The 12,948-nt window shown below is 71.9% G+C and carries 10 protein-coding genes; 2 read left to right on the top strand and 8 right to left on the bottom strand.

Going from position 1 to position 12,948, the window contains the following annotated elements:
* Positions 1-66: 66 nt before the first annotated feature.
* The 4 genes from ilvN to ACV530_RS27330 all read right to left on the bottom strand — a co-directional run bounded on the left by ilvN (position 67) and on the right by ACV530_RS27330 (position 6,855).
* Complete coding sequence (gene ilvN, locus ACV530_RS27345; protein WP_494335293.1) at positions 67-591, bottom strand: acetolactate synthase small subunit; 525 nt, start codon at positions 589-591, stop codon at positions 67-69.
* Between the two features lie 19 nt (positions 592-610).
* Complete coding sequence (locus tag ACV530_RS27340; RefSeq protein ID WP_494335292.1) at positions 611-2,473, bottom strand: acetolactate synthase large subunit; 1,863 nt, start codon at positions 2,471-2,473, stop codon at positions 611-613.
* Positions 2,474-2,675: 202 nt separating this feature from the next.
* Entirely contained in the window at positions 2,676-5,600 is a 2,925-nt protein-coding gene (locus ACV530_RS27335) for a putative bifunctional diguanylate cyclase/phosphodiesterase (RefSeq protein ID WP_494335291.1), read from the bottom strand.
* A gap of 277 nt (positions 5,601-5,877) precedes the next feature.
* A complete protein-coding gene (locus ACV530_RS27330) occupies positions 5,878-6,855 on the bottom strand; it encodes a 2-hydroxyacid dehydrogenase (protein ID WP_494335290.1) in 978 nt (325 codons plus the stop codon).
* A 73-nt stretch (positions 6,856-6,928) separates the two neighbouring features.
* Here ACV530_RS27330 and ACV530_RS27325 point away from each other — a divergent pair, with 73 nt between their 5' ends.
* Positions 6,929-7,921: an aldo/keto reductase gene (locus tag ACV530_RS27325; protein WP_494335289.1), complete on the top strand. Its 993-nt coding sequence runs from the start codon at positions 6,929-6,931 to the stop codon at positions 7,919-7,921.
* On the opposite strand, the gene ACV530_RS27320 is transcribed toward ACV530_RS27325, so the two are convergent.
* The 3 genes from ACV530_RS27320 to ACV530_RS27310 all read right to left on the bottom strand — a co-directional run bounded on the left by ACV530_RS27320 (position 7,860) and on the right by ACV530_RS27310 (position 9,661).
* A complete protein-coding gene (locus ACV530_RS27320) occupies positions 7,860-8,297 on the bottom strand; it encodes a MerR family transcriptional regulator (RefSeq protein WP_494335288.1) in 438 nt (145 codons plus the stop codon). The two genes, ACV530_RS27325 and ACV530_RS27320, sit on opposite strands and share 62 nt — an antisense overlap.
* Positions 8,298-8,338: 41 nt before the next feature.
* Complete coding sequence (locus tag ACV530_RS27315) at positions 8,339-8,941, bottom strand: DUF4865 family protein (RefSeq protein ID WP_494335287.1); 603 nt, start codon at positions 8,939-8,941, stop codon at positions 8,339-8,341.
* 156 nt (positions 8,942-9,097) lie between these two features.
* Positions 9,098-9,661, bottom strand: a complete 564-nt coding sequence (locus ACV530_RS27310) for a TetR/AcrR family transcriptional regulator (RefSeq protein WP_494335286.1) — start codon at positions 9,659-9,661, stop codon at positions 9,098-9,100.
* Positions 9,662-9,747: 86 nt separating this feature from the next.
* Between ACV530_RS27310 and ACV530_RS27305 the strand changes: the two genes are divergently transcribed.
* Entirely contained in the window at positions 9,748-9,912 is a 165-nt protein-coding gene (locus ACV530_RS27305) for a DUF6191 domain-containing protein (protein ID WP_494335285.1), read from the top strand.
* Here ACV530_RS27305 and ACV530_RS27300 read toward each other — a convergent pair.
* A complete protein-coding gene (locus tag ACV530_RS27300) occupies positions 9,890-12,904 on the bottom strand; it encodes a helix-turn-helix transcriptional regulator (protein WP_494335357.1) in 3,015 nt (1,004 codons plus the stop codon). The genes ACV530_RS27305 and ACV530_RS27300 overlap by 23 nt on opposite strands.
* Positions 12,905-12,948 lie beyond the last annotated feature (44 nt).

Raw genomic sequence — 12,948 nt, 5'->3', positions numbered from 1 at the left:
GTGCGGATGTGCGTCCCACCGTATGACGGGTGGGCGGGGGGAAGTGATCAGGTCTATCGATCGGGCCTAGGCGGATCGCTCCAGCGCCCGCAGGCTGCGGTCCGTGATGGACCGGGCGCCGCGGCCGATCGCGATGGTGCCGGACTGCACCAGCTCCTTGATGCCGAACGGCTCCAGCATCTTGAGCATGGCACCGAGCTTGTCGCTGCCTCCGGTGGCCTCGATGGTGACCGCCTCCGGGGAGACGTCGACGGTCTTGGCGCGGAAGAGCTGGACGATCTCGACGATCTGCGAGCGGGTCTCGTTGTCGGCGCGGACCTTCACCAGCACGAGTTCGCGCTGGACGGCCGTGGCGTCCTCGAGTTCGACGATCTTCAGCACGTTGACGAGCTTGTTGAGCTGCTTGGTGACCTGTTCCAGCGGCAGCGACTCGACGTTGACGACGATCGTGATGCGGGAGATGTCGGGGTGTTCGGTGACGCCGACGGCGAGCGAGTCGATGTTGAAGCCGCGGCGGGAGAACAGGGCGGCGATCCGGGCGAGGATGCCCGGGGTGTTCTCCACCAGGACGGAGAGCGTGTGCTTGGTCATGGTGTCGTCTCTCTCCGTCTCAGTCGTCGTCGACGTCGGTGAAGTCCGGGCGGACGCCGCGGGTGGCCAGGATCTCGTCGTTGGAGGTGCCCGCGGCGACCATCGGCCAGACCATGGCGTCCTGGTGCACGATGAAGTCCACCACGACGGGGCGGTCGTTGATGGCGTTCGCCCGCTCGATCACCGCATCGAGCTCCGCCGGGTCCTCGCAGCGGATGCCGACACAGCCCATGGCCTCGGCGAGCTTGACGAAGTCCGGGATGCGGGTGCCGGTGCAGGGCTCCTTGCCGTTCGCTTCGGGACCCGAGTGCAGCACGGTGTTGGAGTAGCGCTCGTTGTAGAAGAGCGTCTGCCACTGGCGGACCATGCCCAGCGCACCGTTGTTGATGATGGCGACCTTGACGGGGATGTTGTTCAGCGCGCAGGTGACCAGTTCCTGATTGGTCATCTGGAAGCATCCGTCGCCGTCGATGGCCCACACCGTGTGGTCCGGCATACCGGCCTTCGCCCCCATCGCGGCCGGCACGGCATAGCCCATCGTGCCCGCGCCGCCGGAGTTGAGCCAGGTGGCGGGCTGTTCGTAGTCGATGAAGTGGGCGGCCCACATCTGGTGCTGGCCGACACCCGCGGTGTAGATCGTGTCCTTGGGCGCGAGTTGTCCGATGCGCTGGATGACCTGCTGCGGGGAGAGGCTGCCGTCGTCGGGCAGGTCGTAGCCGAGCGGATAGGCCTTGCGCCAGCGGTTGAGTTCGTCCCACCACAGGGTGTGGTCGCCGACGTGGCCCTCCGCGTGCTCGGCCTGGACGGCGACGATCAGGTCGGCCAGGACCTCACGGGCGTCGCCGACGATCGGCACGTCCGCCACACGGTTCTTGCCGATCTCGGCGGGGTCGATGTCCGCGTGGACGATCTTGGCGTGGGGGGCGAACGAGTCGAGTTTCCCGGTGACGCGGTCGTCGAAGCGGGCGCCGAGGGCCACGATCAGGTCGGCCTGCTGCAGGGAGGTGACGGCGGCGACCGAACCGTGCATGCCGGGCATGCCGAGGTGCTGCGGGTGGGTGTCGGGGAAGGCGCCGAGCGCCATCAGCGTGGTGGTCACCGGGGCGCCGGCCAGCTCGGCGAAGACCTTGAGCTCGGCGGTGGCCCGGGCCTTGAGGACACCGCCGCCGACGTAGAGCACCGGGCGCGCGGCCTGGGTGATCAGCTTGGCGGCCTCGCGGATCTGCTTGGCGTGCGGCTTGGTGACGGGCCGGTAGCCGGGCAGGTCGGTGTGGGGCGGCCAGACGAAGGTGGTCTGCGCCTGGAGCGCGTCCTTGGCGATGTCGACGAGCACCGGGCCCGGGCGCCCGGTGGAGGCGACGTGGAACGCCTCGGCGATGGTCCTGGGGATCTCCGCCGGGTCGGTGACCAGCCAGTTGTGCTTGGTGATCGGCATGGTGATGCCGCAGATGTCCGCTTCTTGGAAGGCGTCCGTGCCGATCGACTTGGACGACACCTGGCCGGTGATGGCCACCAGCGGGACGGAGTCCATGTGGGCGTCGGCGATGGGCGTGACGAGGTTGGTGGCACCCGGGCCCGAAGTGGCCATGCACACGCCCACCTTGCCGGTGGCCTGGGCGTATCCAGTGGCCGCGTGGCCCGCGCCCTGCTCGTGCCGCACCAGGATGTGGCGGACCTTCGAGGAGTCCATCATCGGGTCGTAGGCGGGGAGGATCGCACCGCCGGGGATGCCGAACACGGTGTCGGCCCCGACCTCTTCCAGCGAGCGGATGAGTGACTGCGCGCCCGTGACGTGTTCGACGATGGAGGGCTGCTGCGCCGCGCCGCCGCGTGCGCGCGGCTGCGGATGATGGGCCCCGGTGGCCTGCTCGGTCATCGGCATTCTCTTCTCGGGGGAAGTGGGTTTGCGGTGGTCTGCGAGCTGTCAGTGCAACAAAAAACCCCTCGTGCCATGAGGCAAGCGAGGGGAGCGCGCCGGTGCGATCAGCAGGCGGGGACGGTGGCCTGCTTCAGCCGACGCGCTTTCCAAGTACGAGAATTCGGGTGCGCATGGGACTGACCCTCCCCCCGGTGCATGCGGGGTGTCAAGTGGGTGGGACGGGCGTCTCATTATTTGAGCGCAATGGAGCATGTGCCAGCGCCCCGGCCCCGCCGACCGCGGCCGAGCGCACGGGCAGCGCACCCCCGACGAGCACGCGTTCCGCACCGCCCCCGGCCTCCCCCGGCACCGGGTAGCAGCCCCGGCCGAGGGCGTGGCGCAGCCGGTGCTCGTCGAGCGCGCCGGAGAAGGCCAGGCCCTGGCCGTGGGTGCAGCCCATGGCGCGCAGGACGCGCGCCTGCTCGGGCTCGTCCACCCCGTCGGCCACGGACGGCAGGCCGAGGTCCGTGGCGATCCTCAGCAGCCCGGCGGTGATCTTGTGCAGCCGGGCGGACTCGACGACCCCGTCGACGAGGGTGCGGTCGAGCTTGAGTACGTCGACGGGGAGCCGCCGCAGCGCGCTCATCGCGGCGTATCCGCCGCCGAAGCCGTCCAGGGCGACGCGTGCGCCGAACCGGCGCAGGGAGACGAGCCGGCGCTCGAGGTCGTCGAGGGGGACGCGGGGGTCGCTGCCGGACAGTTCGAGGACGAGCCCGCCGGAGGGCATGCCGTGGCGCAGGAGCAGCGCCTCGAGGTGCTTGGGCGGCAGGGACTTGTCGAGCAGCCGGGCGGCCGGCATCCGTACGTACACCGGGACGCCCAGGCCCGCGCGGCGGCGCAGGGCCGCCAGCTCGATGGCCTTTTCCATGGTCCACCGGCCGAGTTCGGCGGTGCGGGCGCTCTCCTCGCCGCGCTCGATGTCGGCCACGCGCAGGAATTCGGCCGGGGTGAAGAGGATGCCCTGGGGCGAACGCCACCGGGCCTGTGCGGCGGCGGCCGTGATCCGGCCGGTGGCCAGCTCGACGACGGGCTGGTGCAGCACCGCGAACTCGCCGTCGTGCAGCGCCGTGCGGAGCCGGGTGGCCAGCTCGGCGCGGCGGACGACCTCGGCCTGCATCTGCGGCGCGTACAGCTCGACGCGCCCCTTGCCGGCCTGCTTCGCGCGGTACATCGCGAGGTCCGCGTTGCGCATGAGGGTGCCGGGGGTGATGCCGGGCTCGGCGAAGGCGACGCCGATGCTGGCGGCGACCCGGACCTCGGTTCCGCTCTCGACCGCGTACGGCTGGGAGAGGGTGACCCGCAGCCGGTCGGCGATCTCGAGGATGCGGTACTCGCGCGCGGCGGGGTCGCGGGTGCCGTCGCCGAGGATGAGCGCGGCGAACTCGTCGCCCCCGAACCGGGCCGTGCTGTCGCCCGCGCGCACGGAGTCCTGGAGGCGGCGGGCCGCCTGGACGAGCAGTTCGTCGCCTGCCTGGTGACCCACGGTGTCGTTGACCGCCTTGAACCCGTCGAGGTCGATGAAGAGCACGGCCGTGCCCGCGTCGGTCACTCTCCGGCCGGTGAGGGCCTGCTGGACGCGCCGGGTGAACAGGGCGCGGTTGGGCAGGTCGGTGAGCGTGTCGTGCTCGGCCGTGTGCTGCAACTGGGCCTGGAGGCGCACCCGTTCGGTCACATCACGGCTGTTGAAGATGAGGCCGCCGTGATGGCGGTTGACGGTGGATTCGACGTTGAGCCACTCGCCGTCGCCGGAGCGGAAGCGGCACTCGATGCGGGTGGTGGGCTCCTCGGCGGGCGGTGCCGCGAGGAAGCGGCGCACCTCGTGGACGACCCGGCCGAGGTCCTCGGGGTGGATGAGCGAGGCGAGTTCGGAGCCGACGAGTTCCTCGGCCTCGCGACCGTAGACGCCGGCCGCGGCGGGGCTGACGTAGCGCAGGATGCCGGTGGGGGCGGCGATCATGATGACATCGCTGGAGCCCTGCACCAGGGAGCGGAAGTGGTTCTCCTTCTGCGCCAGTTCCTGGGTGAGGGAGATGTTGTCGAGGAGCATGATGCCCTGGCGGACGACGAGCGCCAGGACGACCGTACAGCCGGTGAAGAGCACGACCCGGTCGACGCGGTGGCCGTCGAGGACGTTGTAGAGGATGCCCAGGGTGCAGACGGCGGCGGCGAGGTACGGGGTGAGGGCGGCGAGCGAGCCGGCGATGGGCCGGCTGGGCTGCGGGACGGAACGGCCGCTGCCGCGCGGGGACTCGCCCTCCTCGCGGGCCACCCAGGGCGCGTACGCCATCAGCATGTAACCGGCGAACCAGCCGGCGTCGAGGATCTGCCCGGAGCGGTAGTTCTCGCGCAGCAGGGGCGAGGTGAACAGCGCGTCGCACAGCACGGTGAGGGCGAGCGCGGCGATGGCGGTGTTGATCGCGGAGCGGTTGGCGGACGAGCGGCGGAAGTGCAGCGCCAGCACCATGGACACGAGCACGATGTCCAGCAGCGGATAGGCGAGGTTGAGCGCGGCGTGCGCCACGGTCTCGCCCTCGAAGTGCGCGGTGTGCGCGAGGGCGAGGCTCCAGGAGAGCGTCAGCAGCGAGCCGCCGATCAGCCAGGAGTCGAGCCCGAGGCAGACCCAGCCGGCCCGGGTGACCGGGCGCCGGGCGAGGACCAGCAGGCCGATGATGGCGGGCGGCGCGAAGAGCAGGAAGCAGAAGTCGGCCGGCGACGGGCTGGGTACGTGCCGGCCCATGACGACCTCGTACCACCCCCAGACGGCATTGCCGCAGCCGGCCATCCCTGAGGAGGCGGCGAACAGCATCCAGGCGGGCCGAAACCGGGTGGTGCGGGTGCGCGCGTACCAGAAACAGGAGGCGGCGGCGAGGCCCGCGGCGCCGCTGAGGCCGAAGTCGCCCATGGTGAGCGCGAGATCGGACGAGCCCCAGCCGAAGACGGCACCCGTCGCGTAGCCCCCGCAGACGAGGGCGAGAAGGAGCTGGGAGAGCACACCCGAGGCGCCGACCGGACCCCCGGCCGCCGTGCGCCGCCGGGGCAGGGCCGCTCCGGGGGCGCTCACCGCGCCGCCGTCCTGAGCCAGGCGACCCATGGGAGCCACAGGAGCAGGGTTGCCGTGCAGTGCATTCGCCGCCGGTGCACGAGTGGCCGGTGCCTGAGCCGCGTCGGGTTGATCGTCCATTGGCCGTGCATCGCCCGTCGCCCCCCTTGAGTGCCGGTACTTCGCTGCGGCCGTACGGTGCGCGGCGCAGCCCCCGGTCCGGACGATACACCAGACTGGTCACTCAGGGACATAGCTCATATACATAGCGTAACTAGCTACGGGATTATGGATACGCAGTGCAGCCGAACGGTATCTCTACGTGGCTTCAAGCGGCAGTGGCTACGACGTTCTGCAGAGGCTCGTCCAGTGCGAATCTGGCCAGTTGGCCGCGCAGCAGCGCCTTCGCCCGCGGGAAAAAGGCCGAAGACGGCCCACCCACATGGGGGGTGACGAGGACTCCGGGGGCACTCCACAGCGGGTGACCGGCGGGCAGCGGCTCGGGGTCGGTGACGTCCAGTGCCGCACGCAGGCGGCCGCTCTTCAGCTCAGCGAGGAGGGCGTCGGTGTCGACGATCCCGCCGCGCGCGACGTTCACCAGCAGGGCGCCGTCCTTCATACGGGCGAGGTTGTCCGCACCCATCAGCCCTCGGGTCTCCCCGGTGAGCGGGGTCACCAGGATCACCACGTCCGCGTCGGGCAGCAGACGGGGCAGGGCGGCGACCGGATGCACGGCACCGCGTGCCGACTCACGGGCCGAGCGCGCGACGCGCACCACCCGCGCGCACTCAAACGGAACGAGCCGGTCCTCAATGGCACTGCCGATCGAGCCGTACCCCACGATGAGGACGGACTTGTCGGCGAGCGCCGGCCGGAAGTCCTGGCGCCATTCCTGCGCGTCCTGCGCCCGGACGAAACCGGGGATGCCCCGGAGGGAGGCCAGGGTGAGGGCGAGGGCCAGCTCGGCGGTGCTCGTGTCGTGCAGACCGCGGGCGTTGCACACCTGCGCGCCGGGCGGCAGTTGCGCGATGGCCTGCTCGAGGTGGTTGATCCCGGCGGTGAGCGCCTGCATCACCCTCAGGTTGCGCATCCGCGGCACCGGGCGCGCACACAGTTCGGGGCGGGCCAGTGCGCCGTTCCTCTCGTAGGGGACGCAGTAGAAGGCGCACCGGGCGGGGTCGGTCGGGAAGTCCTCTTCGCCGCTCCAGCAGGCGTATTCGAGGTTCTCCGGGAGCCCTCCGATCTCCTCCGGCCGGAAGGGCAGCCAGACCAGGGGGCGGGCGGTACGGCTGTGATCTGCGGTCATACCTGGAGGCTATGTGAAGCAACGTCACTTCCAACGGCTAATTTGGTGGCGAGGAACGGGAGGGATACACCGCGTGGAGCGCAGGACAATCGGTGCGACGGCGCTCGAAGTGGGTGCGATCGGCCTCGGGTGCATGCCCATGCACTGGGCGTACACCGCCTCCCAGCAGAGCGGCGAGGGCGCGCTGCGCACCGTCCACGCGGCGCTGGACGCCGGAACGAATCTGCTGGACACCGCCGACATGTACGGGCCGTTCACCAATGAGCTGCTGGTGGGGCGCGTGCTGCGGGAGCGGCGTGCGGACGCCTTCATATCGACCAAGTGCGGCCTGCTCGTGGGCGAACAGCACGTCGTCGCCAACGGGCGGCCCGGCTATGTGAAACGTGCCTGCGACGCCTCGCTGCGGCGGCTCCAGACCGACGTGATCGACCTCTACCAGCTGCACCGGCCCGACCCCGAGGTGCCCGTCGAGGAGACCTGGGGCGCCATGGCGGAGCTGGTGGCCGCCGGCAAGGTACGGGCGCTGGGGTGGTGTGCGATCGGTGCGCGGGCCCGCCGCCGGAGCGGGGCGGGGATGTACGACGCGACGATCCGGCAGCTGGAACGGGTGCAGCAGGTCTTCCCCGTCAGCTCCGTCCAGGCCGAACTGTCCGTCTGGTCACGGGAGGCGCTCGACGCGCTGGTGCCGTGGTGCGCCTCGCGCGGTGTGGGCCTGCTGGCGGCGATGCCCCTGGGGAACGGTTTCCTCAGTGGCACGCTCACCCCGGGCCAGGGCTTCGAGCCGGAGGACATCCGGGCCCGGCACCCGCGCTTCACGGCCGAGATGATGGCCGCGAACCAGCCGATCGTGGCCGGGCTGCGCCGTGTCGCCGCCCGTCACGACGTGCCCGTCGCGCAGGTCGCCCTGGCCTGGGTGCTGGCCCAGGGGCGGCATGTGATTCCGGTGCCGGGCACGAAGAAGGCCGAGTGGGCGGTGCAGAACGCGGCCGCCGCCCGGCTCCGGCTCACCGAAGGGGACTTGGCGGAGATAGCGGCGCTGCCGAAGGCGCGGGGGTCGTGGTACTGAGGGCTTGCGGGTCGCCCGCCTCGTCTGCCACGCCCGCGGCGATGACCGCGTCCAGCATGCCGCGCGACGCCTGGAGTTCGTCGATCGCCGAGGTGATCCGGCCGCGCTCGTCGCGCAGTTGGGCGACGAGGTCGGAGCAGACCGGCACCAGGCGGGGGCCCTCGTCGCGCACGCACGGCAGGACGCGGGCGATCACGCAGGTCGTCAGCCCCGCGGCGAGCAGTGAGCGGATGCGGCGGACCGTGACCACGTCCTCCTCGCGGTAGACCCGGTAGCCGCTGGGCAGCCGGTCCGGGTGCAGCAGGCCCTGGTCCTCGTAGTAGCGCAGCAGCCGCTCGCTCACCCCCGTGCGCCGGACCATCTCCCCGATGCGCATGTGATCTCCCGCTTCTTCTGTGGCACTTGACTCCCGCATGCTTACCAGTGGCGGCCCTCGGGAAGCTCGTCCAGGTGCGGGGAGGAGAGGTGAAGCACCTCGTAGCGCTCGGTCGCGTCGTGGTCCTCCGGGACCGTGCTCTCCCAGAGCGTGAAGCGCATCAGCTGCCAGTGGCGGGGGTCGAAGGCGAGAGCGGCGGTGTGCACGCCCTCGCGCCGTGCCAGGGCGCCGAGTTCGGCTGTCTCCTGCTCGAACAGGGCAGCCAGGTCGCCGGGTTCGCCGTCGGCCGGGATCGGGGTGACCCGACGGGCAGCGGCGCGCGGCGCAGCGCTGCGGGCGGGGCCCGTCTCGCGGGCCACGCCGGTCCAGTGCTGGACGGCCGGGCGGCCGAAGGAGCCGATGATGCGCTGGAAACCGCCGCCGCCGACGAGGAAGTTGCCCATGCCGCCGATGTCGTCCCAGAGGTAGAAGGGGGCGTACTGGTTCACCGGCGAGCCGTCGACGCCGTGCTCGCGGATGACATACGCCTTGAGCCCGAGGCCGGGGCGGTCGTCGAGCATGTGTCCGCTGGCGGCCACGCGGGTGCGGATGGTGTCCATGTCGTAGTCGGCGGGGAGGGTGATTTCGTACTGCATTGCGTACATGGGTGACTCCGTCTGTTCGGCTGCCTGTTGGGGGTGGGGTGGAAGTTGCCCCTGCCCCGCCCTTTCACCGTTTCCTCCGGGGGCGAAGCCGCGATAAGCGGGGTCTGGGGCGGAGCCCCAGGAGACGGGGAGAGGGCGGGACCGGGGCGCAACCCCCTACCGGGCCTGCGTCTTCAGTAGATCCAGTACGCCCCGGATCGCCTGCCGGTACGGCTCGTCCGAATCCGCCGCCCGCGCGAGGACGTACCCGCCCTGCAGCACGGCGACGATCGTCGAGGCCGTCGCGACCGGGTCGAGCGACGCGGTCAGTTCGCCGCGGTCGCGGCCCTCCGCGAGGACGTCCGCGAGACGGCCGCGCATCCAGTCGAACGTCTCGTCCACGGGCTGCCGCAGCACGGGATCGGCGACGATGTCCGGGTCCTGGGTCAGGCGCCCGACAGGGCAGCCCTTCAGGACGTCGCGCTCGCGCAGCAGATACGCGGAGATGCGCTCAACTGCCGTGCCGGGCACGGCGAACTGCGCCTCCGCCTTCGCCCGCATCTCCTCCGCCGTGCGGCGGATCGCGGCGAGCGCGAGGTCCGGTTTGCCGTTGAAGTGGTGGTACATGCTGCCCTGCCCGGCCCCCGCGTGCTGCTGGATGGCCTTGGGGCTGGTGCCGACATAGCCGCGCTCCCACAGGAGAGCCCGGGTGCTTTCGATCAAGCGCTCCGATGTGCTCACGAGGAGCAGTGTACATACCAGTAGGTACAGAAACCAGACAGGTGTCCCCTAGACTGGGAATCTCCGTCGGAAGAAGGGGGATTGCCATGTTCACCGCACTGGAGGAGCTGTTCCAGCCGGGCCGGAAGCACACCCAGGAAGAGCGCGACCGCCGCGAGATGTGCATCGACGACATCGGCGACGGCGACCCCGGCAAGGGGCCGGTGGACCTCGACTCGGGAAGCGTCCTCATACGCCCCCGGAAGGGCTGAACAGCCGCAGTCGGTGGGCCGTCGCGGCGGCCTCGCCCCGGCCCGAAGCGCCCAGCTTGGCCAGGATGTTGGAGACATGGACGCTCGCCGTCTTCGGTGAGATGAACAGCTCCTCGGCTATCTGGCGGTTGCTGCGGCCCTGCGCCACCAGCCGCAGGACGTCGCGCTCGCGCGGGGTGAGGCCGAGCGAGGCGGCACCGGAGCCGTCGGCCTTCGGGGCCTCCTCCACGACGAGCGGCAACCGGGCCCGGCGGGCGAGCAGTTCGACGGCCTCGCGCAGGGGGTGGGCGCCGAGGCGGACGGCGGTGGTGTGCACGAGGGGCAGCAGTTCGGCGGCACGCTCCGTGCCGGCGCCGCCCGCCGCCAGCAGGGCCTCGGCCCAGCGGCGGCGCACGCGCGCCAGGTCGTACGGCCGGTCGACACGCTCGAAGGCGGCCACGGCCTCGGCCCAGATGTCCGCGTCCTCCCGGCCCTCGGCGCGCAGGAGTTCGGCGTCCAGGAAGAGCCCGTACGCCTGCCAGGCGGGCACGATCCGGGGCAGGTGCCGGGCCGCCGCCCGGATCCGGGCGAGGACCTCGGCACGGCCGGCCTCGGCGGCCGGCAGCCCGCGGGCATCGGCCTCCACGGCGGCGGCGGTGACGAGCAGGGGCCAGGCGTAGCGCTGGGTGGCGACGGGCAGGCCGGCGTCCAGGACGCCGTGGAGTGCGGCGCGGGCATCGGCCAGCCGGCCGCGGACGGCGGCGAGTTCCAGGGTCGTGTGAGCACAGGAGACGGTGTGCTGCGGCTGCGGGTCGTGGATGCCGTAGCGGGCGAGGGTGGCCGCCAGGTGCCGCTCCGCCGCGCCCCAGTCGCCGCGCGCGAGCGCCAGCAGGGCCAGGCAGTGGGTGGCGTAGGCGCCCGGCTTGGCCCCCTGGGCCAGGCGCAGGACCTCCTCGACCGTCCGCTCCGCCTCCTCCCAACACCCAAGCGCGTACAGCGACTTCGACTTGTTGGCCAGGGTCCACGCCTTGACGTCGCGCAGGTGGAGGCGGTCCAGCAGGGCGGCGCCCCGGTCCACCACCTCGACGGCCTGCTCGGGCCGACCCACGCCCTCCAGGGCGGAGGAGAGGTTGATGATGCTGCGCCCGATGACCTGGACGTGGCCCAGCTCGGTGACCTGCGCGCCGATGTCCCGCAGCTCCGCGAGGCCGGTCTCCACCTCACCGGACTCGATCTTGAGGCCGGCGAGCGTCAGCCGGGCGTTGAGCTCCGTGCCCTCGGCGCCGACCAGACGCGCCAGTTCGACCGCGCGCTCGGCGATGGCATAGCTCTCCGGGCCGGGGGTGTGGATCGCGCTCCAGGCGGCGGCTTGTGCCACGACCTCGGCGTGCACGGGGGACGGCGGCAGGCCGCGCACCAGCTCCTGGGCGCGGGCGAGCTCGGCCGAGCCGTCGGTGCGCACCAGGGCCTCCATGAGCTTGCTGCGCTGGGTCCAGAACCAGGCGGCGCGCAGGGGGTCGCGGGTCTCGTCGAGGGTGCGCAGCGCCTGTTTGCAGACGGCCAGGGCGCGCTCGCGGTCGCCCGCCATGGACGCGGCGACCACGGTCTCGGCCAGCAGGTCGACCAGGTGCAGTGCTTCGTCGGCACAGCCGCACGCGGGATACACGTCGGCGGCGTCGAAGGGGCGCTGCTGCTCGAGGACGTCCTTCGGGACGTCCTCCCACAGCTCCAGCGCCCGCTCGAGCAGGCTCAGTTGCTCGGCGTGCGCATAGCGCCGCCGGGCGTGGACGGAGGCGGCGAGCACGGCGGGCAGCGCCTTGGCGGGGTCGTGCGCGTGGTACCAGTAGGTGGCCAGGCGGGCGGGGAGTTCGTCGGCCCGCAGGAGGGCGGGGTCGGTCTCCAGGGCCTGGGCGTAACGCCGGTTGAGGCGGGAGCGCTCGCCGGGCAGGAGGTCGTCGGTGACGGCTTCGCGGACGAGCGCGTGCCGGAAGCAGTAGCCGTCGCCGTCGGCGGTGGGGCGGAGGATGCCGGCGCCGACGGCGCCCCGGAGGGCGTCGATGAGGTCGTCCTCGCCGAGGCCGGTGACGGCACAAAGCAGTTCGTACCCCACGGCGGAGCCGCCCTCGGCGGCGATGCGCACCACGCGCTGGGCGCTCTCGTCCAGCGCCTCGACGCGGACGAGCAGGAGGTCGCGCAGGGAGTCGCTGAGGGCGGTGCGGCAGCCCGCGGTGCGGGCGGCGGCGAGTTCCTCGACGAAGAAGGCGTTGCCGTCGGAGCGTTCGAAGATGTCGTTGAGGGTGTCCAGGTCGGGCTGGGTGCCGCTGATCCCGGCGAGCTGGGCCCGGACTTCGGCGCGGGTGAAGCGGGGCAGCTCGATGCGGTGCAGGGTGCGCATCCGGCGCTCGGCGAGGAAGGAGCGCAGGGGGTGGCGGCGGTGGATGTCGTCGGACCGGTAGGTGGCGACGATGACGACGCGTGCGGTGTGCAGGGAGCGGAAGAGGTAGGCGAGCAGCTCGCGGGTCGAGCGGTCGGCCCAGTGCAGGTCCTCGATGGCGAGGACGAGCGTGCGGTCGGCGGTGAGCCGCTCGAGCATGCGGGCGGTGAGCTCGAAGAGGCGGGCGCGGCCGTCCTCGTCGTGGGACTCCCGGGCGGTTTCGCCCAGTTCGGGCAGGAGCCGGGCGAGTTCGCCCTCCTGTCCGGCGGCGGCCAGGGTGAGCTCCTCCCCCAACTGCCGGTGCAGGGCGCGCAGGGCGGTGGAGACGGGCGCGAAGGGCAGGCCCTCCCAGCCGATCTCCACGCAGCCGCCGAGCGCGGTGACGGCGCCGGAGGCCGAGGCCGCGGCCAGGAACTCCTCGACGAGCCGGGTCTTGCCGACGCCCGCCTCCCCGCCTATCAGCAGGGCCTGCGGCTCGCCCTCGGCGGCGAGGGCGAGCGCGCCGGTGAGCGTGTCGAGTTCTTCGGCACGTCCGACGAATACCGGGCTGGCGGAGTTCTTCTGCACATCGCCGAGCATCGCACAGCCCTCTGACATCGCCGCCGCCGAATCGATCACGGCCG

This window comes from Streptomyces sp. SX-6 (assembly GCF_059089585.1).
This window is presented reverse-complemented; position numbering and strand designations above follow the sequence as displayed.

Coding starts and splice junctions, on each gene's coding strand:
- ilvN (WP_494335293.1), bottom strand. CDS start 591: ATGACCAAGCACACGCTCTCCGTCCTGGTGGAGAACACCCCGGGCATC.
- ACV530_RS27340 (WP_494335292.1), bottom strand. CDS start 2,473: ATGCCGATGACCGAGCAGGCCACCGGGGCCCATCATCCGCAGCCGCGC.
- ACV530_RS27335 (WP_494335291.1), bottom strand. CDS start 5,600: ATGGGTCGCCTGGCTCAGGACGGCGGCGCGGTGAGCGCCCCCGGAGCG.
- ACV530_RS27330 (WP_494335290.1), bottom strand. CDS start 6,855: ATGACCGCAGATCACAGCCGTACCGCCCGCCCCCTGGTCTGGCTGCCC.
- ACV530_RS27320 (WP_494335288.1), bottom strand. CDS start 8,297: ATGCGCATCGGGGAGATGGTCCGGCGCACGGGGGTGAGCGAGCGGCTG.
- ACV530_RS27315 (WP_494335287.1), bottom strand. CDS start 8,941: ATGTACGCAATGCAGTACGAAATCACCCTCCCCGCCGACTACGACATG.
- ACV530_RS27305 (WP_494335285.1), top strand. CDS start 9,748: ATGTTCACCGCACTGGAGGAGCTGTTCCAGCCGGGCCGGAAGCACACC.
- ACV530_RS27300 (WP_494335357.1), bottom strand. CDS start 12,904: ATGCTCGGCGATGTGCAGAAGAACTCCGCCAGCCCGGTATTCGTCGGA.